At 65.2% G+C, this 19,848-nt stretch carries 18 protein-coding genes; 11 read left to right on the plus strand and 7 right to left on the minus strand.

Annotated features, from left to right (window positions below):
* Window positions 1-928: LysR substrate-binding domain-containing protein (locus tag VL15_RS24500; RefSeq protein ID WP_048249091.1), on the minus strand; the 928-nt coding region annotated here is incomplete at its 3' end.
* A 109-nt stretch (window positions 929-1,037) separates the two neighbouring features.
* Between VL15_RS24500 and metC the strand changes: the two genes are divergently transcribed.
* The 7 genes from metC (at window position 1,038) to VL15_RS42140 (ending at window position 7,611) form a co-directional block, all read left to right on the plus strand.
* Window positions 1,038-2,201 carry a cystathionine beta-lyase gene (gene metC / locus VL15_RS24505; RefSeq protein ID WP_048249092.1) on the plus strand — a complete coding sequence of 388 codons (1,164 nt, stop codon included), beginning with the start codon at window positions 1,038-1,040 and terminating at the stop codon, window positions 2,199-2,201.
* A gap of 42 nt (window positions 2,202-2,243) precedes the next feature.
* Window positions 2,244-3,083 (plus strand): ABC transporter substrate-binding protein, encoded by an 840-nt coding sequence (locus tag VL15_RS24510; protein WP_053077700.1) that lies wholly within the window; start codon window positions 2,244-2,246, stop codon window positions 3,081-3,083.
* Window positions 3,084-3,086: 3 nt separating this feature from the next.
* Window positions 3,087-3,737, plus strand: a complete 651-nt coding sequence (locus VL15_RS24515; RefSeq protein ID WP_048249093.1) for an amino acid ABC transporter permease — start codon at window positions 3,087-3,089, stop codon at window positions 3,735-3,737.
* Between the two features lie 8 nt (window positions 3,738-3,745).
* Window positions 3,746-4,504 (plus strand): amino acid ABC transporter ATP-binding protein, encoded by a 759-nt coding sequence (locus VL15_RS24520; RefSeq protein ID WP_129516461.1) that lies wholly within the window; start codon window positions 3,746-3,748, stop codon window positions 4,502-4,504.
* 87 nt (window positions 4,505-4,591) lie between these two features.
* Window positions 4,592-5,755, plus strand: coding sequence for an NAD(P)/FAD-dependent oxidoreductase (locus tag VL15_RS24525; protein ID WP_048249095.1), 1,164 nt, complete (start codon window positions 4,592-4,594; stop codon window positions 5,753-5,755).
* A gap of 209 nt (window positions 5,756-5,964) precedes the next feature.
* On the plus strand, window positions 5,965-7,443 hold the full coding sequence (locus VL15_RS24530) for an aminotransferase class V-fold PLP-dependent enzyme (RefSeq protein ID WP_048249096.1): 1,479 nt from the start codon (window positions 5,965-5,967) through the stop codon (window positions 7,441-7,443).
* Between the two features lie 27 nt (window positions 7,444-7,470).
* A complete protein-coding gene (locus VL15_RS42140; protein WP_230684517.1) occupies window positions 7,471-7,611 on the plus strand; it encodes a hypothetical protein in 141 nt (46 codons plus the stop codon).
* Between the two features lie 95 nt (window positions 7,612-7,706).
* On the opposite strand, the gene VL15_RS24535 is transcribed toward VL15_RS42140, so the two are convergent.
* Complete coding sequence (locus tag VL15_RS24535) at window positions 7,707-8,822, minus strand: DJ-1/PfpI family protein (RefSeq protein ID WP_048249097.1); 1,116 nt, start codon at window positions 8,820-8,822, stop codon at window positions 7,707-7,709.
* An 88-nt stretch (window positions 8,823-8,910) separates the two neighbouring features.
* Here VL15_RS24535 and VL15_RS24540 point away from each other — a divergent pair, with 88 nt between their 5' ends.
* Together VL15_RS24540 and VL15_RS24545 are read left to right on the plus strand one after the other, a co-directional pair.
* The gene (locus tag VL15_RS24540) at window positions 8,911-9,921 is read left to right on the plus strand and encodes a GlxA family transcriptional regulator (protein WP_048249098.1); all 1,011 of its coding nucleotides are present in this window, start codon (window positions 8,911-8,913) and stop codon (window positions 9,919-9,921) included.
* 366 nt (window positions 9,922-10,287) lie between these two features.
* Complete coding sequence (locus VL15_RS24545) at window positions 10,288-11,820, plus strand: amino acid permease (RefSeq protein WP_048249099.1); 1,533 nt, start codon at window positions 10,288-10,290, stop codon at window positions 11,818-11,820.
* Between the two features lie 160 nt (window positions 11,821-11,980).
* Here the strand turns inward: VL15_RS24545 and VL15_RS24550 are convergent, their stop codons facing one another.
* Entirely contained in the window at window positions 11,981-12,250 is a 270-nt protein-coding gene (locus VL15_RS24550) for a DUF4148 domain-containing protein (protein ID WP_048249100.1), read from the minus strand.
* Window positions 12,251-12,817: 567 nt separating this feature from the next.
* Between VL15_RS24550 and VL15_RS24560 the strand changes: the two genes are divergently transcribed.
* A complete protein-coding gene (locus VL15_RS24560; protein ID WP_048249102.1) occupies window positions 12,818-13,900 on the plus strand; it encodes a helix-turn-helix transcriptional regulator in 1,083 nt (360 codons plus the stop codon).
* Between the two features lie 48 nt (window positions 13,901-13,948).
* Here VL15_RS24560 and VL15_RS24565 read toward each other — a convergent pair whose 3' ends face one another.
* Window positions 13,949-14,728: an SDR family NAD(P)-dependent oxidoreductase gene (locus tag VL15_RS24565; RefSeq protein ID WP_048249103.1), complete on the minus strand. Its 780-nt coding sequence runs from the start codon at window positions 14,726-14,728 to the stop codon at window positions 13,949-13,951.
* A 33-nt stretch (window positions 14,729-14,761) separates the two neighbouring features.
* Window positions 14,762-16,009 carry a D-arabinono-1,4-lactone oxidase gene (locus tag VL15_RS24570; protein ID WP_048249104.1) on the minus strand — a complete coding sequence of 416 codons (1,248 nt, stop codon included), beginning with the start codon at window positions 16,007-16,009 and terminating at the stop codon, window positions 14,762-14,764.
* 242 nt (window positions 16,010-16,251) lie between these two features.
* Between VL15_RS24570 and VL15_RS24575 the strand changes: the two genes are divergently transcribed.
* Window positions 16,252-17,214, plus strand: coding sequence for a helix-turn-helix domain-containing protein (locus tag VL15_RS24575; protein WP_230684518.1), 963 nt, complete (start codon window positions 16,252-16,254; stop codon window positions 17,212-17,214).
* Between the two features lie 63 nt (window positions 17,215-17,277).
* Here VL15_RS24575 and VL15_RS24580 read toward each other — a convergent pair whose 3' ends face one another.
* Window positions 17,278-17,670: a 2-oxoglutarate dehydrogenase gene (locus VL15_RS24580; RefSeq protein ID WP_230684519.1), complete on the minus strand. Its 393-nt coding sequence runs from the start codon at window positions 17,668-17,670 to the stop codon at window positions 17,278-17,280.
* Between the two features lie 82 nt (window positions 17,671-17,752).
* Window positions 17,753-19,600 (minus strand): S10 family serine carboxypeptidase-like protein, encoded by a 1,848-nt coding sequence (locus tag VL15_RS24585; RefSeq protein WP_048249107.1) that lies wholly within the window; start codon window positions 19,598-19,600, stop codon window positions 17,753-17,755.
* Between the last annotated feature and the right edge of the window lie 248 nt (window positions 19,601-19,848).

Genomic DNA, 19,848 nt, shown 5'->3' on the forward strand with positions numbered 1-19,848 from the left:
CCCTCCCCCGCCCCTTCCTGCCGAACAACGCCCCAAGCGCGTTCTGATCGGCCTCCAGCTGAATCCGCATATGCTGGAGAAACACCCGCGCGTTCTCCGACATCGGCGTTCCCGGACGAAAGACCAGCACGCCCGTAAAGGCGACATCGACATCGAACGGCTTCACGACAAGCCCGCGCTTCACGAAATCGAGCGCCACGAGCGGATGCGCGAACCCCACGCCCACCCCGGCCAGCGCGAGCTCGCAAACCGTATGCGAGTAAGGCGTTTCGACCAGCGGCTTCAGCACCACGCCGAGCCCGCGCAACTGCGTTTCGAGCCTCAATCGCGTGCTGTCCTCCGGATTCAGCGCGATGAAGGCCGTCCGCGACAGATCGTCGGCCTTGATCACGCTTTTGGCCGCAAGCGGGTGCCCCGCATGCATCACCGCGACGCCGGGCATCGTGACGAATGCCGAGTGTTCCAGCCCGGCCATCGACATCTCGTCCGACATCAAGCCGAAATCCACCTGCCCGGCCGACACCTTCTCGTGAACCTCACGGGAGCTCATCACCTGCAGTGAAATCTGGACGTCGCGCGCCGCCGCGTCGAACGACGCGATCACACGCGGCAGAAAGGCGGTGCCGAGCGCGGGCAACGACGCGATCGCGAGACGCCCCAAGCCGTACGAGCGCAGGCTGCGGATCCGGTGTTCGATCACCTCGAAGCCGAGAAAGTACCGGTCCACGTCGCGCATCAGCGCAACGGCCTCCTGCGTCGGCACGAGACGGCTGCGCACCCGCTCGAACAGGCGGAACCCCGCCATGCTCTCGAGCCGCCGGATCGACTGGCTCACCGCCGGCTGCGAAATCTCCAGCACGCCGGCCGCCTTGCTGGTACTTCCGGCGTTCATCACCGCCCGGAACACCTCGATATCGCGCACGCTCATCTATAACCTCGGCTTATCAACCTAATTATTTCCGATGTTGCTGCAAACCCGCGCGAAAGTAAAACTGCACGTCATCCAACCTGTCAGCCACGGAGCCCAGACAAGCATCATGACGACGCCCACGCCGTTTCCCCCCCAACCATTCCGCAGCCTGTCGCCGGCGGTCATGCGCGCATCGACCGTCGTGTTCGATTCGCTCGACGATTTCGCGCGCCGCAAGGAACGCCAGCCCGACGGCTACAGCTACGGCATCACCGGCACGCCGACGGCGCGCGAACTGGAGCGCCGCATCGCCGCGCTCGAGGGCGGCGCACACTGCGTACTGGCGCCGTCCGGGCAAGCCGCGCTGATGACGGCCGTGATGGGCTTCGTCCGGGGCGGCGATCACCTGCTCGTGTCCGCTGCCTGCTACGGCGCACTCAAGACCTTCGCGCAGAAATGGCTCGCGATGTTCGACGTCGAAGTCGAACTGTACGAACCGGCGATCGGCGCCGACATCGAGCGCTACGTGAAGCCGAATACGCGCATGATCTGCATGGAATCGCCGGGCACGGTGACGATGGAAATGCCGGACATTCCCGCCATCGTCGAAGTGGCGCGCCGCCGCGGCGTGATGACGATGATGGACAACACGTGGGCCAGCCCGCTCGCGTTTCGTCCGCTCGAACACGGCGTGGACCTGAGCGTCGAAGCGGCCACCAAGCTGTTCGGCGGCCACTCCGATCTTCTGCTCGGCGCGATCAGCATGAACGACTTCGGCCACTACGAAACATTGCGCGAGACGCAGAGCATCCTGGGCCAGCAGGCCAGCCCCGACGACTGTTTCCTGGTGTTGCGCGGCCTCGAAACCCTCAAGGTGCGCTTCGACGCGCAGAGCGCATCCGCGCTGCACATCGCGCGCCACCTCGAATCGCAGCCTGCCGTTCGCAAGGTGCTGTTTCCGGCGCTCCCGTCCGACGCGGGCCACGCGATCTGGAAGCGCGATTTCTCCGGCAACGGCTGCCTGTTTTCGCTGATGCTCGAACCCGCGCCGGAGGCGGCATTCACCGCGTTCTTCGATGCGCTGCGTCACTTCGCGATCGGCGCGAGCTGGGGCGGCGTCCATAGCCTCGCGGCGTACTACCCGGCGCCGCTGCAGGCGCAGCGCCCGTTCCCGCTGACCGACCAGCCGATCATCCGCCTGTCGATCGGGCTCGAAGCGCCGGACCTGCTGATCGACGATCTGTGCGCCGGACTCGCGGCGTTCGCCGACGTCAAGGCCCGCGCAGCGTAACGCCACGGTTGTGCCCGATAAACAGACACTCAAGGAAGCACGATGAAAATGCAGACCACGCTCGTTACGGCCAGATTCCTGGTCGCGCTCGGCATGACGGGAACGCTGGCGTTGTCCAGCGTCCATGCCGGCGCGGCGGATCTTCTCGCGGCGGCACGCGCCAGCGGCACGTTGCGTGTGGCAAACACGCAGAGCAGCCCGCCGTGGACCCTGCTGGACGATCACAACCAGCCGGCCGGCTATGACGTCGAAGTCGCACGCGAGGTCGGCAAACGCATCGGCGTGAAGCAGGTCGTATTCATCGCCGACGCGTACAAGAACTTCGTCGAAGGCCTCAAGTCCGCGAAATACGATCTGGCGATGAACGACCTGACGCCGACAGTCGAACGCAGCAAGCAGGTCGATTTCGCGAAGCCCTACGGCGTCGAGGATTTCCGCATCTTCGTGCGCACCGACAACACGAACATCCACGGCCAGGCGGACCTGAAGGGCAAGCGCGTCGGCGTGACCACGGGTTCGTCGAATGAAGCGTGGGCGCGTGCGCACCTGAAGGACGCCGACATCCGCGCATACGACAACGGCGGGCTCGTGTTCAACGACCTCGGCAGCGGCCGCCTCGACGCCGTCATCATCTCCCACTTCGGCGGGATGAAATACGCGAACGTGAATCACCTGCCGGTCAAGGAAGTCGGCGATCCGCTGATCTATCAGCTGTCCGCGCCGGCGCTCGCGAAGGGCCAACCGGCCCTCCTCGCCGCGGTCGACAAGGCGATCGACGACATGACGGCCGACGGTACGCTCGAGCGGCTCGCGAAACGCTGGGTCGGCGCGGACTACGACATGGTGGGCACCATCGCCAAGGCGAAAGCGCAGAAGGAGTAAGGCATGTTCGATCTCTTCATGCGTTCGCTGCCGCTGCTCGAAAGCGCGGTAACGATGACCGTGTTCCTCGGCCTCGCGTCCTTCGTGCTCGGTTCGGCATTGGGGCTCGCCGTCGCGCTCGCGCGGGTCTCGTCGATCCGGTTGTTGCGCGGCATCGCGTTCGCGTATGTCTCCGTGTTTCGCGGCACACCGCTGCTGGTGCAGATCCTGCTGATCTACTTCGGCCTACCGCGCTACGGCATCACGCTCGATCCGGTGCCGGCCGCGCTGCTGGCGCTGACGCTGTTTTCCGCGGCGTACCTCAGCGAAAACTTTCGCTCCGGGATCAACGCGGTCGATCGCGGCCAGTGGGAGGCCGCGCATTCGCTCGGCATGAACTACTGGAAGATGATGTGGCGCGTGATCCTTCCGCAAGGGCTGCGCATCGCGATCCCGCCGGTGGGCAGCCGCATGATCGCGCTGATCAAGGACACGTCGCTGGCGTCCACGATCACCGTCGTCGAACTCACCCGCGTGGCCGACCAGGTCGGAGCGTCGACCTTCCGGTACATGGAGATGTTCCTGATGGTCGGCCTGATCTACTGGGTCATCAACCAGATCCTGACGATCGTCCAGACGATTTTCGAAGGCCGGGTATCGCGGCGCTTTCAATGAATACACACATGAATACCATCGTCGTTCAAGGGTTGACCAAGTCCTTTGGGGCAAACGCCGTGCTGCGGGGCGTCGATTTCTGCGTGGCGCGTGGGGAAGTGGTCGTGCTGATGGGCCCGTCCGGCTCCGGCAAGACCACGTTGTTGCGCTCGCTGAATTTTCTGGAATTGCCCGATGCGGGAAAGGTGTCGGTGTGCGGCATCGAGATCGAGCGCACGGGAGGAGCCGCGCTGTCGCGCGACGAGCAGAAGCGCGTCAAGGCCATTCGCCAGCGCACGGCCATGGTTTTCCAGTCGTTCAACCTGTTCCCGCATCGCACCGCGCTGGAAAACGTCATCGAAGGGCTCGTGAGCGTCAAGGGTGTGAGGAAAAGCGAAGCGGTCGAGCGCGGCCTGCACCTGCTCGATCGCGTGGGCCTCGCGCACAAGGCCGGCGAATATCCCGCGCGGCTGTCCGGCGGACAGAAGCAGCGCGTCGCCATCGCCCGCGGCCTCGCGATGGATCCGGAAGTCATCCTGTTCGACGAGCCGACTTCCGCGCTGGATCCGGCGTTGCGGGAAGACGTGCTCGCGGTCATGCGCGAGCTGGCGGGCAACGGGATGACCATGCTGGTCGTCACGCACGAAGTCCGGTTCGCGCAGGATGTTGCCGATCGCGTAGTGTTCATGGAGAACGGCGTGGTCGTCGAAGATACGACGCCCGATGCGTTCTTTACGGCCAGCACCCATCCGCGCGTCCGTCAGTTCCTCAATCTCATCGAGACCTGAAGCCCGCCTGACCGGAAAGGTGCCACCGGGATCTACCGCCAGTCATTTCATTAGTTTTACGAAATATATCGAACCAAGGAGACGCATATGAACCGCCGGCAGTTCTTCCCCGTGCTTGCCGCGCCGCTCGCCGGCGCCTTTCCCGACATTGCGCGGGCGACAAGATCGAAAGACCGCGTGATCGTGATCGGCAGCGGCGTGATGGGCGCGTCGATCGCCTATCACCTCGCCAGACGCGGCGCCGATGTCACGCTCATCGAGAAGGATGCGCCGGCATCCGGCACGACGCGCAATTCGTTTGCGTGGATCAACGCAAACAACAAGGCCCCCTATTCGTACTACGCGTTGAACTACGAAGGCATCCTCGGGTGGCGCCGCCTTCAGCTCGAGATCGGGCCGTCGCTGCAGATTCAATGGGGCGGCGGCATCTCGTGGTGCGGCCCGGACCAGAAACAGATCGACAAGCTCCACGACACGACCGCGCTGCATCAGCCGTGGGGCTATCCGATCCGCAACATCACGCGCGACGAGCTCGAACGGCTGGTGCCGGGCGTGCACGCCGGCGATTTCGGTGCAGGCTGGCATTCGACCATCGACGGGACGCTCGATCCCGTGGCCGCCACGCTGGCACTGGTCCAGGCCGGCATCCGGGCCGGCGTCACCCTGACGAAGGCCAGCGTATCGACCCTCGACTTCAAGGGCGACCGCGCGATCGGCGTGACGACCGACAAGGGGCCGTTCCTCGCGGATCACATCGTGATCGCCGCCGGGAACGACTCCACGCGGCTTGGCGCGCAGGCGGGCATTCCGGTGCCGCTCCGTACGTCGAAAGGCATTCTTGCCCACAGCAAGCCGCTGCCCCCGCTCGTGCATCAGGTGCTGATGCCGGCCGGCCTCGACATCAAGCAGAATCCCGACGGGCGCATCGTGACCGGGTCGAATTTCGGCGACACCGGCACGCTGGAGCCGACGCCGGAACTCGGCGCGACACTCCTCGAACGCGTGACCGGCGTGCTGCCGGATACCAAAGGGATCGAACTCGACACCATGACGCTCGGCTACCGCGTGCTGCCCCGCGACGAGTATCCGATCATGGGCCGCGGCCGCCAGTACCGGAATGTTCACGTTGCGGCGATGCACAGCGGCATGACGTCCGCGCCGGCAATCGGCCAGCTTTTCGCGATCGAAGTGCTCGACGGCATCGAAACGACCCAGCTTCAGGACTTCCGCCCGCAGCGCTTCTACGTGTGACAACCCGCCGGGCCGGGCGGGCGTCCGCGGGCCGAATCCGCCGCCACCACGCACCGCCCGGCCCACTGAAAAATAAATTCCCCCATTCCACATCGAGAGAAAACGATATTCCATATCGAGCTGAATTCACAACCAACTTTGGATCCATTTTCCCCCCTGTCCCCCGTATCATTTCTCCCATTCCGAAAGAGAAAGAGCAAGAGAAGGACATGAGCGATACCACCACGCTGCACTACCTCGACTACGCGGCCACGACGCCCGCGGATCCCCGCGTGATCGAAGCGATGACGACCTGCCTCGGCTTCGACGGCATCTTCGGCAATCCCGCATCGAGTTCGCACGCAGCCGGCCGGCTGGCGCGGGAACAGGTCGAGCGCGCACGCGCGCAAGTCGCCGCGCTCATCGGCGCGGATGCCGACGAGATCGTCTGGACCTCCGGCGCGACCGAATCGAACAACCTCGCGCTGAAGGGTTATGCGGAAGCCGCGACCGGCAAGCGCCACCTGATCACGAGCCGCATCGAGCACAAGGCCATTCTGGACACGATGGCGAACCTGTCGAAGCACGGCACGTCGGTCACCTTTCTGACGCCCACGCGCGACGGCGAAATCACCGCCGACGCGGTCGCCGCGGCGATCGGCCCCGATACCGGCCTCGTGTCGCTGATGCTCGTGAACAACGAGCTCGGCACGCTGACGGACATCGGCGCGATCGCACGCATCGTGCATGCCGCGGGCGCGCTGCTCCACGTCGACGCCGCGCAAGCGCTCGGCAAGACGCCGATCGACGTACGTGCGCTCGGCATCGACCTGATGTCGATGTCCGCACACAAGGTTTATGGTCCGAAGGGCATCGGCGCACTGTTCGTCCGCCGCAACATCGCCGACCGGATCGCCCCGCAGATTCATGGCGGCGGCCATGAGCGCGGCTTGCGCTCGGGTACGCTCGCCACCCATCAGATCGTCGGCATGGGTGTCGCGTGCGAACTGGCCGTCGACAAACTCGACGGCGAGGCCGCGCGCATTGCAGCGCTCGGCGCGCGCCTGACGGACGCGCTGCTCGCGCTCGGCGATGTCACGCAGAACGCCGCCGCGGCGCGCCGTATCCCGCACACGCTGAGCCTGACGGTGAATGCACCGGGTTTCTTCCCGTACATGCTCGGCGACGCGCTCGCCGTGTCGTCGACGTCCGCGTGCAACTCGACCAGCGGCGCACCGTCCCACGTGCTGACCGCGATCGGCCTCGATGAGGCGACTGCCGGCCGCACCGTGCGCGTGAGCTTTGGCCGCTTCACGACGGAGCAGGACGTCGACTTCGCGATCGCCTGTTTCCGCAACGCGATCGAGCAATGCCGTGCGACGGCCGCGAGCGGGTTCTCGGCGTCGCGGCAAATCACGCCGGCCGAACTGAAAGCGATCCGGAATGCCGGCTTCCGCTCGGTGATCTGCAACCGGCCGGACGGCGAAGGCGACGATCAGCCGGCGTTCGACGAGATCGCCGCGGCCGCACGCGAACTGGGCCTCGAAGCGCGCTACCTGCCGGTCGAGCGCGACCGCATCGGCGACGCGGAAGTCGACGCGTTCGAGGCATTGCTCGACACGCTGCCGAAACCCGTGCTCGCGTACTGCCGCAGCGGCAGTCGGTCAGCGGCGCTCTGGAATCGCGTGGCGGCTCGGCATCCGGCCTGAGCGGGAATCACGCTGCGCGGCAAGTGGATGCATCCGAAGGAAGCCGTGACGCTGATAACGGGGCCCGTCCGCGGCGGGCTGCTTGATCTCGGGCAGTTCGGCGTGACGGTGTTCGCGCACGCGGCAGCGAACGGCGGGCCGTTCAGGATGACGGTGATCGCGCCTTGAGGTCGGCGCGTGGTGCACGGGCGAGCGATCATTGCGGCGGGCGATGCATGAACTCCGCCCGCTGAACGAACGCCCGACACCGCGCGCTGCAGCAACTACCTCGGATACTCCAGCTGCAGCGCCACCCAGCCTGACGTCGCGTCACCGTAGCGTGCCGCGATATCTGCGAGGACACCGGGAAGCACCGCTTCGCCACGCCGACCATCCGGAATCGTCACACGCTCGTGCCGGATATTGGCCGGCTGCGTCAGCAACCGCAGCCCGTACTTCGACTCGATCACGTGCGCGCCCGCCGTCGCGACAACATCGCTGCGCCATGTCCGCGCCCACGCGTCGGCGGTCAACGCAACCGAAAGTTCGTCAAACCCGTTTCCAACGGGAAGATCAAACGTCTCATGCCGCCAGAACGCAACGCGATCCATCAGCGCGGTCGCCACCGCGCGCGCGGTCAACACGAACCGGCTACCGTCGTGCACATCGCTCCATGCTTGCGCGCCGAGTTTCCGCGCAGTCTCGTGGGCCGCTCCCGGCCCGCCCAACGCACTCACCAACGCAAGCGAAGCGGGAATCGACGCCGACACGCCGGTCGTCGTCATCACGTTGCCGTCCATCACGTAACGACGATCGTCGACCCACGTCGTATCGGCAAACCGACGACGCAGACGGTCGCGCGAATACCAGTGAGACGTGGCGGTGCGACGCCGCAGCAGGCCGGCGTTCGCGAGGACCTCTGCACCATCGCAGATCGCCACCATCGTCGCGCCGGCAGTGGCCTGCTTGCGCAGCCACGCGAGCACCGCCGGCCGGTCGGCACGATGCAGCGCGGGCACGATCACGACATCCGCACCCGACGGGACGGTGGCATCGAACCGGTCGAACGTGGTATCGGCCAGCATGCGCAGCGCGGGCATCAGTTCGACAGCGCCTTCGTCGGCCGATACGGCAACGACATCGGCCGCACCGGACGCTTTCAGAATCGCGTAAGGGACGATAAAGTCGGTCGTCTCCGTTCCCGCGTTGTCCGCCACGATCGCAACGAGCGGCCGCCTGCGACCCTCCTTCGGTGCACTCATCGTCAGCGTCTGTACGACCGGCAGCGTGTCCTCCGCCATCGCCTGCAGCGGCCGCCCCAACGCCCACGCGCCAAGCATCCCGCACACGAACAGCACCGCTGTCGGGCGCATCGCCCAGCTTGTCTTCCGTTCCCGCATCGCCCACCCGCGTCGATCGATTGCATGTCCGGGAAATTACAAGGATCATGCTCGCGGTCACAAGGACAACTCCACCGCACTTTCTGCCATGTCCCAGTCAACCGGTTCGGCACGCGACATCGTGGTCGTCGGCTTCGAAGGCGTCCAGTCACTCGACATCACGGGCCCGATGGAAGTGTTCGCGGTCGCGAACCGTTACCTTCCCGGCCATGCCGTGCCGTACCGGCTCACGCTCGCATCGCAGGACGGGGACGACATCGTCACGCACGCGGGCCTGCGCCTCGCCGCTCCGACCGCACTGGCGGCACTGCCCGGGCGTATCGACACGATCATCGTCGCCGGCGGCAACGAAGCGGCGCTGCGACACGCAGCGTCGGATGCCGGCGTGCTGCCGTGGCTGCGCACGCGGATCGCGGACACGCGACGAATCGCGAGCATCTGCACGGGCGCGTTCGTGCTCGCCGCCGGCGGATGGCTGGACGGCAAACGTGCGACCACGCACTGGAACCAATGTGCGGCGCTACAGGCACTGTGTCCTGAAGCACGGGTCGAGCCGGACGCGATCTACGTGAGCGACCCGCCGTTCCATACCTCGGCCGGCGTGACAGCCGGCATCGACCTGTGTCTCGCACTCGTCGAGGCGGACTGCGGTGCGCCGACCGCGCTCGCGGTCGCACGCGAACTTGTGCTGTTCATGCACCGCCCCGGCGGACAAGCGCAGTTCAGCGTCGGACTCGACATCCAGGCAAGCGCGACGCCGCGCATGCGCTCGCTGCTCACCGAAATCGCCGACGATCCGACCGGCAATCTTGGTGTAACCGCGCTGGCCGCCCGCATGCACATGAGCGAACGGACGTTTGCGCGCAATTTCTTCAACGAGACCGGACACTCGCCCGCGCAATACGTGCTGGCAGCGCGGGTCGAGCGCGCGAAGGTGTTGCTGGAACGAGCCGACTGGCCACTCGAGCGCATCGCGGAACGTTCGGGATTCGGCAGCGTGGACGCGTTGCAGCGCGCGTTCGCGAAACGGGTCGGCACATCGCCGCGCGACTATCGTGCGCGCTTCGGGCAGCGACGCGACAAGCGACAGGCGGAATAGGCCGTCACCGGTTTCGGCGTCCGGGGCGATCGAGCCACGATGACGCCACGCCGGGAGGCCGCATTTTCTGCGGCTGGCTCATTTCGGCCAATACGGGTCATTCCTGCTTCATTCGGCATTCAGGACGAGAAAAGGAACGGACAGGCACGCCCCTAAACAGTGCACGCATCCGGATTTTCACTACATTACCGAAATCCGATATTGCCCGGAGATTTGGTTTCATACCGTTCACGCATCGGACCGGAACGCGATTGCCGTTCAACCGCGCCATCGCGTGCCGCCGACGAAGTCCAGGAGCGGGTCGTCGCACACGGCCCGGGCGGCGATGACAGTCCTGCCACGCAGGACATTCGTGACGGAGCGAACATGGATGCAAAACTCCCGCCTGATTCAGGCACCGACAGTGACGTAAGCCTCCTGCACAAGATGGGTTATGCGCAGGAACTGTCGAGACGGATGAACGGTTTCTCGAACTTCGCCGTGTCGTTTTCGGTGATCTGCATCCTGTCTGGCGGCATTACTGCGTTTCAACTCGCGTTTTCCGCGGCCGGCGGCGCATCGGTTGGCCTGGGCTGGCCGCTGGGTTCGCTGTTCGCGCTGATCGTCGCGGTGTCGATGTCGCAGATCGCGTCCGCGTTCCCGACGGCGGGCGGCCTCTATCACTGGGGCGCCATCCTCGGCGGGAAGAAATGGGGGTGGATGACGGCGTGGCTCAACCTGATCGGCCTCATCTTCGTGATCGCCGCGATCAATTTCGGCACCTACGATCCGTTCTTCAAGACGCTGATCGCGCCGATGTTCGGCGTCAGCCCGGACAGCCTGACCTGGTGGCATCAAACGGCGTTCATCGCGTTCATCACGATCTCGCAGGCGATCCTGAACGCACGCGGCATCAGGATCGCAAGCAGGATCACCGACCTGTCGGGCTATCTGATCTTCGTCGTGACGATTGCGCTGGTAGTTTCGCTGCTCTATTACTCGCCTGTCACGTTCGACCTGCATCGGCTGGTCACCTTCACCAATTTCACCGGCGTCGACGGCGGTGCGTGGCCGAAGCAGGCCACGCCGCTCGCTTTCCTCTCGGGCCTGCTGCTGGTGACCTACACCATCACGGGTTTCGACGCATCCGCGCATACGTCGGAGGAAACGCACGATGCAGCCAGAAACGTGCCGCGCGGCATCATCGGGTCGGTGTTCTGGTCCGCGATCTTCGGTTACGTGATGGTGTGCGCGTTCGTGCTGGTGATGCCCGACCTGACCGCCGCGATGAAACAGGGCACCGGCTTCTTCGAAGCGATACTCGCGCCGATTCCGAAGACCTTGCGCGTGTGCCTCGAACTCGCGATGTTCTTCATCAACTACGTATGCGGGCTCGCCGCGATCATGTCGACGTCGCGGATGGTGTATGCGTTCGCGCGCGACGGCGGGCTGCCGGCATCGAAGCTGTTGCGCAGCGTGAGTCACACGCACCGGACACCCGGGCCCGCGATCTGGACCTGTGCGGTGCTCGCGATCGTCGTCACGCTGTACGGCGACGCGTTCTCGGTGCTGAGTGCCGGAAGCGCCGTGTTCCTGTTCATCTCGTATGCGATGCCGATCGGCTCGGGGATGCTGGCCGAAGGCCGCACGTGGACCGAAAAAGGTCCGTTCCAGCTGGGCATCTGGTCCAAGCCGTGTGCGTTGCTCGCGCTGGTCGGCGCCTGTGTGCTGGCGTATGTCGGCATCCAGCCGCCGAATGAAAAGGTGCTCTACGTGCTCGTCGGTTTCGTGGCCGTGCTGATGGTGATCTGGTACGGCTTCGGCGTGCGCAACACCTTCGCGGGGCCGCCGGTGCTGAAGGACACGCGGAACCTCGAGCGCATCCGCGAACTCGAGGCGAACGTCGATCCGTCCGTCTGAAGCACCTTTGAAACGGGCTGAAACCGCCGACTTGGCGGTGTCAAGCCCGTGATCTTCGCGAGGGTCGCGTTGCCGGTTACGACCGTCCCCGCATGCAACCCGGGCACCGACCACGCGGCCGCCGATGGTCCGGGCGGCCGCGTCGGTTCGTCACGTCGCCCTAATTCCCGCCGCCGTAGAACTGATTCATCCGCTCGAACTCACCCGACTTCTGCGCGCGAATCAGCTCCTGCTTCACCTGCGCGCGCGTGATCGCCGCGGGGCCGCCCGCCTGCGACCCGGCACTGGGCATGGAGCCCACTGCGGTGGCGCTGAGCGCGGCATCCGAGGGTGTGCCGGGGCTCTCGTCGGCTCCGCCGTCCGCCCGGGCAAGCCCGGTCGCACCCAGCATGCACACGGCGGCCAGCGCCGCCTTATAAACCGTCTTCATCGTGGCACCTCATATGAAAAGACATTGCGACTCGTACGCGGGAACGGCGCCGAGGTCCGGCCGTCCGCGCGATTCGACACCCCTCGCCGATGCGACAACGTCGGCCCCGACGGCATGCGCCGCGCGTCGCGAATCGCGATCATTCCGCTGCGTCGCGCCAGCCATCTGCGGCTTCGCACGTTCGAGGTTCCATCGAGCAACCTTCACGTCCTCCTGTAACGTCCCCCGGACCAGCGCATTCGCATGCGAATGCGCAACAATGCCACGCAGCAGCCTGGCGCATGCGCTTGCCTGCGCGTCGTGCCGCAACGCGAATCGAACGTTCCTGTGGCGCGCATCCGCGATCGGGCGGATCTCGCGCTTCGAGCCGCCGCGCACCGGGCGGGCAACCAGCAGGAATGGATTAATGATAGAAATCGGCCGGCCGGTTTAACGCCCCCTGACGAGGGGGCAATTGTGGAATTCGTCGACTCGCCGACCTAAACTGGACACCGTATGCGCGAGGCTCAGGCGGCCCGCGTTGCGACGCAGTCGCGTGCAAACCCGTCGTAGCTCAAGGGGTGCACCATGTCCGACAGGTATGTTGCGCTGGCGGGTCACATCCGGCGACTGTGTTCGTTCGGCATCGAACCGCGCCTCGTCATTCCTCATGTGGTTGAAGCGACGCGACGCATCGTGGGCGCCGACTGGGGCATGTTCTTCTATACCGACGAACACTATGCGGTGTCGGACGTCTACAGCGAAAACGACACCGTCTATCAAGTCCTGCCCACCTACTTTGCCGACGTCCACAACACCGAAAAACAGGAAGTGCTCGGCGTCACGTTCTCGGATGCGATGCGCCGCGGCTGCGGGTTCGAAAACAGCGCCCGTTACGACGCCGCGCTGCTGAAGAGTGCGATGTATGCGGAGCTGTGGCGGCCGGTCGGCATGCGGCATTGTCTCGAGCTGACGGCGACCGACGGCACCCGCGGCTGGGGAAGCCTGAAGTTGTGCCGCGCGCCCGGCGGTCGTCCGTTCTCGGAAAAAAATCATCGCGACATCGCGCCCTTCGCACGACATATCGCGCATGCGCTTTCGTGCCCGGTCCATCCGCCGCTGCGCGAAGCGGAAGGCAGCCAGTCGGCGATCATGGTCATCGACAACACGGGGAAGCTCTTGCTGCAGAGCGAGGACAGCACCAGAATGCTGGCGCTCGCCTCCGGCGAACCGCTTGCGTTCTATCGTCGCGACTGCTTTCCGAACTGGCTTGCGCCGCTGCTGACGAATGTCAATCGCATCTGGTGCGGCCTCCCGGTCGAACCCGCCACGATGGAACGCCGCAACGCGGCCGGCCGCTTCCGATTCAAGGCCTATCGCTTTGCGCACGCGAGCGCGCTGCACTGCGAGCAGGCGATCGTGATCTACATCGAGCATTTCCTCCCGCACGAACTGGAAATCGAGCGACTCGGCTTCGAGTTCGGTCTGACGGAACGACAACGGCAGCTCTGTTCGCTACTCGTCCTCGGTCACTCGCAAACCGCCATTGCGCGCGGCCTCGCGCTGCGCGACAGCACCGTCGTCGATCATGTGCGAAAGATCTACCGCAAGCTCAACGTGCACAACCACGACGAATTGCGCAACGTCTTTCGCGTTGGCCAGCACGACTAGCGTCGCATGTCGTGTCGCGTCGAAAGCGCAGCCGCGAGCATTATCGAATCAGACGGCGGAAAAGCAGTTGTCGACGAACAGATGCGTGCCGTTGACGAAACTCGACTCGTCGGACGCGAGGAACAGCGCGGCCGCCGCGACCTCCGACGGTTCGCACAACCGGCCCTGCTGAACCGCGATCGCCGCTTCGGTCGCGTCGACGCCCATCGCCTGCAGATCCTTGAGTTCGCGCATCCCGTGCGGCGTGCGGATGAACCCCGGCGCCAGCGCATTGCAGCGAATCCCGCGGTCGCGATACTCGACCGCGATGGCTCGCGCGAACATGTGGCACGCACCCTTGGTCGCGTCGTACAGCACTTCGCCCGGCGTCGCGCAGACCGCCGAAATCGACGACGTGCACACGATGCTGCCGCGCCCCTTCTCGAGCATCTGCGGCAGCACCGCCTTCGTCATCAGGAACATGCTCTTGACGTTCACGCCCATCAGCCAGTCCCATTCCGACTCCTCGATGTCGAGGAACGGTTTGACGATCAGCGTGCCGGCATGATTGAACAGGATGTCCGCATTGCCGTACTGCTCACGCGCCGCATCGACGGCCCGCTGAACCTCCGCCTGTTTCGACACGTCGGCGCCGAGGCCGATCGCCTGCAGGCCGGCATCGCGCAGCCTGGATGCAAGTGCTTCGGCGGCGTCGCCGTCGCGGTCGATGATCGCGACCTTCGCGCCCTGTGCGGCGAACAGTTCGGACGCAGCGCCGCCGCATCCGCCGGCGCCGCCGCTGACGATGGCGACCTTGCCGGCCAGGCGGCCGTCAATCTTGACATTCATTATTCGTTCTCCTGTCTGGTTTGATCGGCGCGCTCAACTGAACAGCGTCCGAAGATGATCGTTGAGGAAGTAACCTTCCGGGTCCACGCTGCGGCGCAGTGCACGGAACGCTTCGGCCTTGGGGAACCAGCGGTCCACGTCTTCGCGGTTCGTGAAATGCAGCTTGCCCCAGTGCGGACGCGAGCCGTAATCGCGCAGGATGTCGTCGACGTCCTTCAGGAACGGCCAGTAGTCGACACCGTTCGGGCCGCCCGAGCATGAAATGGTGACGCTGTCCTGGTGGTTGAACGGACTGATCCACGCCGGGTCGCCCTTCGTGAAGCGGTACTCGACCGGGAAAATGCAGTCGCGATGTTTCGTGAGGATCAGGTCGCGGACGCGGCGCAGCGCTTCCTTGCCGTGCTGCGCGGGCACCGCATACTCGAGCTCGTGGAAGTTCGGCACGTAATGGATCGCGTACACCTCGGAGCTGTATGCGATCTTCTCGTGCTCGCCTTCATGAAACGTGCGCGCGTCGGTGACGTCCATCACCTTGATCTCGCATACGTCGTAGTCTTTCTTCGAGTTCGATACCTTCGCGGTGTCGGGCAGGCAGTACAGGTCGCGGCTTTCGGACGTCGGACACCAGAAGAAACCGAAATGCCGATGCTTCGCCGCCAGGTCGTCGTATTGCTCCATCAGCGCTTCGAAGTCCTCGCGCCAGACCCGGTCGTGCAGCCAGAACGCATCGGTCACCTGCAGCGTCATCTCCGACACCACACCGAACATGCCGATATTCACCTGCGTCGCATGGAGCAGGTCGAGGTCCTTCCGGTCGCTCACTTCCATGATCGAGCCGTCGGGGCGCACGATGCGCATCCCGACGACCTGCGACGACAGGTTGCTCAGCGTCGTCCCGGTGCCGTGCGTGCCGGTGGCGAGCGCGCCGGCAATCGCCTGCGAATCGATGTCGCCCTGGTTGACGAGCGACAGGCCGAGTGCCTTCAGGTGACACGTCACCGCATTGATTTTCGTGCCGGCCTTCACAGTCACGCGCTTGCGCGCTTGATCGACATCGACGATACCCTGGTAGTCCTGGAGCGACAGCAGCAGGCCGCTCGTCGCCACGACGGGCGTGAACGAGTGCCCCGATCCCGCGCATCGGACGTGCTTGCCCTGGCGCGTCGCGGTATGCACCAGTTCCGCAATCTCGGCCTCGCTGGTCGGCGACGCCAGGTGCGCGGCCACGCACGACTGATTGCCGACCCAGTTTCTCCAGAATCCGCCACGGGGAAGTTCCATCAACGTCTCTCCAGATAGGCACCGCGGTGCGTTGTCGGCATGGCTCGGTGAACAGCAACGTATTGATGCCAAAGGTAGGGTGCCGAAACGCTTTCCACTATCGGATTTCGGCAAGCGAGGGTTTCCACGAGGCGGCGCTTTTTGACCGGCTCGCCGAGCGGCTACAATGATTCGACCCGGCCCGCTCCCTCCCGCCCCCGATGACGCCGTCTGCCCACCTGAGCGATTTCTCTGGCGCCCCGTTGTTCGCGCGAACGGTCGCGTTCTGCGCGTTCACCGACGTGGCGGAACAGGCGCGATCGTTCGAAGGCTGGAACCTGAATTACACGCAGATCTCGGGCGGCCTGTTTCATGGCTCGTCGTCGATCGTGTCGCTGGGCGGCATCAAGCTGCTGGTCGAGGACCTCGACAAGGTCATCCTGCAGCGGGGCGCGGTGCCGTCGGACCGGATCGCCGTGGCCGTGCCGCTGGAACTGGAAGGGCATGCGCGCATGTGCGGCGAGAAGAGCGGGCGCGACAGCCTGCACGTGTTCTCGAGCCTGCCGGAATTCGAGTTCTATTCGCCCGACCGGCACGTGCTCGTGAACGTCGAGATCGAGCCCGACAAGCTGTCGACGCCGGCGATGCGCACGGTCGCCGCGTCACTGCGCGCTCGCACCCTCGCCCCGCTGATCCCGATGGCCGCGTACGTCGCGGACAATCTTCGCGACCTGCTGCGCCGCACACTCGCCGCCGCGGCGAAAAGCACCTCCGCTGAAGACATGACGACGCACGACCGGATCGAACTGCTGGAGCGCACCGTGCTGTACGCGATCTCGGAAGTGCTGACGGCGGCCGCGCCGGAGGACGGCGCGCAAGCCGCGCGCCCGACGAAGTACTGGTCGCTGGTCAACGCGGTGCAGGAGCGGCTTCAGGACGCATCGACCTGCCCGCTGTCGATCGCCGAGCTGTGCGTGCAGCTCGGCATCAGCCGGCGCACCGCGCAGTATGCGTTCCACGACACGCTCAATCTGAACCCGATTGCGTATCTGCGCGCCGTTCGACTGAATCACGCGCGCCGCGAGCTTCGGCTCGGCGAATCCGTGACGTCCGCCGCAACCAAATGGGGCTTCTGGCACCTGAGCAGTTTCGCGCAGGACTATCGCGCGATGTTCGGCGAGCTGCCGTCGGTCACGGCCCGGCGCTACGCGCGCCACGCGAGCTGAACGCCTGTCGCGGTTCGACGGCCGGTGCCGACCTCGCACCGGCCGCCGCGCTGCGCTGCTACGTCACTCGTCCTGCTGTTCCTGCTGCGCCTGCACCTGCCGCTGCTGGATGAACTGCCGCACATCGCTCATCGTCACGCGGCCGGTGTGCTTCGCATCGATCTCGTCGAAGTGCTTCGACACGAAACCGAGCCCGCTGCTCTGCGCCTGCACCTTCGTCACGGCCGCGCCGTTGCTCAGCACCGTATTGGCGCCGAGCCTCGCATCGACCCGCTGCTGCGCCTGCTGCTGCAGCGTCGCGCCGGTCGACGGCAACACCGGCGCCGCTCGCGTGGACGGAAAGAACGGACCGTCGACGCCGCGCCCGCCATGCGGAAGCTTCACCGGCGCCACCGCCTGCGGCGGCAATGCGTGGGCGCTGCTCATCGCGGCACCGACGACGATCAACGCAGACATACGCCGAATCATTTGGATTAGGGACATGATCGCTCGCATTCAATGGATGAATAGAGGGTTCCTCTGACAAGGAGTCCGTCGCTCAAGGGGCCGCCGCCAGCGTCGTCGCGGCCGTCGCGCCCGGGATGCTGCCGGTCGGCACGCTGGGCGGGTTTTCGTCCGGCCACGGCGGCGGCAGCGTATGCAGCGTCAGCGCCGTCGGAATCCGCGCGCCCTTGTAGAACGTCTTCAGGTCACGCTTCATCTGCGGACGAGCGACATCGTCGAGGTAAATCATGTGGCCGCCCTGGAAGAAGTTCACCTGCAGCTTCGGATTCAGGCCCTTCACCGTCTGCAGCCGCGCGAGTTGCTTCTCGGTATTGAAGAACGGCGTGGCCAGATCGTGGAAGCCGTTCTCCGCGAGCACGCGAAGCTTCGGGTTGAGCTGCAGCGCACCGAGCAGATCGGGGATCGTGTCGGGCATCGGCTGGCCGTCGTGCGTGAAGTCCCAGACGCCGATGATGTTGTCGTTCAGCGGCAGGTAGGTCGCGTTCGGTGCGGTATAGCCGAGGTAGTCAGGCATCTGCGTCGCGAGCGCGTTCGTGAACGGCTGCGAAATCAGGATGTCGGACGGGTCGCCGTCGGTTTGCAGACGCGGATCGGAGTTCGGCAACGACACGCGACCGTCATACCGGCCGATCGTCGTTCCGGGCAGCAGGCTCGTGCCGAACGGGTTCGCGTTGAAGTAGCCCTGCAGCGCCTGCAGCGTCAGGCTCGACGGTATCCCCCACAGCTTGAGCGTCGCATCGCTCGGGAACACCGGCGTGCCGAGCGCATCCGGAATGCCGAGCTGGCTCAACACCCACGACTGCGAGTACTTCTGCAGCTGGTTGTAGATCAGCGTCGTGAACAGTTCCGTCTGCAGTGCGTACAGATCCTGGTTCACCGGCGCCGGCGAGACCTGGTTGAAGTACGCCGCGACCGCCGCATACCCGGGCAGGTAACCGGCCACGGTATCGGTTTCGAGCAGCAGCCCCTCCGTCGACTGCGTGATCGCCACCGCCTCCACCGCATCCGCGAAGTAGTTCAGGATCGCCGACTGCAGCACGATGCCGGTCAGGTGCACACCGGCCGACTCGAGCGCCAGCGCGAGCATGTCGGTACGCGGCGTGCCGTACGATTCGCCGTACAGGTAGATCGGCGACGTGCTGCGGCTGTTGACGTTCAGGTAGCGCTGGATGAAGTCGCGCATGATGTTCACGTCCGCATCGGAACCCCAGTACTTCTGGTTGGTGTTCGGCAATACGGCTTCCGACAGCCCGGTTCCCGGCGGGTCGATGAACACGAGGTCGGTGGTGTCGATCAGGCTGTCGGCGTTGTCGACGATCGGATAGTTCGGCCAGTTGGTGCCGAAACCCGGATCGGGCGTGGCCACCCGCGTCGGCGCGAACGAGCCGAGACGCAGCCAGATCGACGACGAGCCGGGGCCGCCGTTATACACGAACGTGACGGGGCGCGGCTTGCCGTTGGTGCTCGGCGCGGTGTACGCGACATACGACATCGACGCCTCCGCGTTGCCGTTCGCGTCCTGCGCGGTCAGGTGGCCGGTGGTCGTCGTGTAGTTGACCGTCTTGCTGCCGCCCGTCCACTGGTAATGCATGACCGCCGCTTTCTCGGACACCTGCGCGGCGGCGAGGCCGTCGGTCGCATTCATCGAATACGCGACCTGATCGACGTAAGGCTGGTTGGCCGCCGGTGCCTGACTGCTGGCCGCTTGTGCGCTGGCCTGCTGGCTGGCGGTCGTCTGCGCAAGGCTCGACGCGCCGACGGACGACGAATCGTCGCCGCCGCATGCCGCGAGCGCCAATGTCACGACCGTCAATGCGCCTAGCCCGGCCAACCGGCCGTGACGCGCACGGCGGCTGCCGGTACTGCTCCTGTCTGGTTTCATCTCGATCCTTGTGTCTGGTTCGGATACCACTTCACAAAGGCCGCCTTCGCCGGCGAGACGCGCAGCAACACCCGCCACTCGCGCAAAAGGCGGTTGGAATCGGACTGCTTCAAGAGACTGAACGTGATACAGACGCAGCAAACTGCTGGCGAGAATGATGCTTGAACCGCCCCCTGCAGTTTGGACTTCTTTTCTGATTACTTGAATTTACGACACCGACAAAATAGGCGGTGCTGCGCCGCGTTGTC

This window comes from Burkholderia cepacia (assembly GCF_001039005.1).
In the GTDB taxonomy this organism is placed as follows: domain Bacteria; phylum Pseudomonadota; class Gammaproteobacteria; order Burkholderiales; family Burkholderiaceae; genus Burkholderia; species Burkholderia theae.

Coding starts and splice junctions, on each gene's coding strand:
- VL15_RS24540 (WP_048249098.1), top strand. CDS start 8,911: ATGTCCCAGTCAACCGGTTCGGCACGCGACATCGTGGTCGTCGGCTTC.
- VL15_RS24550 (WP_048249100.1), bottom strand. CDS start 12,250: ATGAAGACGGTTTATAAGGCGGCGCTGGCCGCCGTGTGCATGCTGGGT.
- VL15_RS24560 (WP_048249102.1), top strand. CDS start 12,818: ATGTCCGACAGGTATGTTGCGCTGGCGGGTCACATCCGGCGACTGTGT.
- VL15_RS24535 (WP_048249097.1), bottom strand. CDS start 8,822: ATGCGGGAACGGAAGACAAGCTGGGCGATGCGCCCGACAGCGGTGCTG.
- VL15_RS24570 (WP_048249104.1), bottom strand. CDS start 16,009: ATGGAACTTCCCCGTGGCGGATTCTGGAGAAACTGGGTCGGCAATCAG.
- VL15_RS24545 (WP_048249099.1), top strand. CDS start 10,288: ATGGATGCAAAACTCCCGCCTGATTCAGGCACCGACAGTGACGTAAGC.
- VL15_RS24515 (WP_048249093.1), top strand. CDS start 3,087: ATGTTCGATCTCTTCATGCGTTCGCTGCCGCTGCTCGAAAGCGCGGTA.
- metC (WP_048249092.1), top strand. CDS start 1,038: ATGACGACGCCCACGCCGTTTCCCCCCCAACCATTCCGCAGCCTGTCG.
- VL15_RS24525 (WP_048249095.1), top strand. CDS start 4,592: ATGAACCGCCGGCAGTTCTTCCCCGTGCTTGCCGCGCCGCTCGCCGGC.
- VL15_RS24530 (WP_048249096.1), top strand. CDS start 5,965: ATGAGCGATACCACCACGCTGCACTACCTCGACTACGCGGCCACGACG.
- VL15_RS24520 (WP_129516461.1), top strand. CDS start 3,746: ATGAATACCATCGTCGTTCAAGGGTTGACCAAGTCCTTTGGGGCAAAC.
- VL15_RS24565 (WP_048249103.1), bottom strand. CDS start 14,728: ATGAATGTCAAGATTGACGGCCGCCTGGCCGGCAAGGTCGCCATCGTC.
- VL15_RS24510 (WP_053077700.1), top strand. CDS start 2,244: ATGAAAATGCAGACCACGCTCGTTACGGCCAGATTCCTGGTCGCGCTC.
- VL15_RS24580 (WP_230684519.1), bottom strand. CDS start 17,670: ATGTCTGCGTTGATCGTCGTCGGTGCCGCGATGAGCAGCGCCCACGCA.
- VL15_RS42140 (WP_230684517.1), top strand. CDS start 7,471: ATGCATCCGAAGGAAGCCGTGACGCTGATAACGGGGCCCGTCCGCGGC.
- VL15_RS24585 (WP_048249107.1), bottom strand. CDS start 19,600: ATGAAACCAGACAGGAGCAGTACCGGCAGCCGCCGTGCGCGTCACGGC.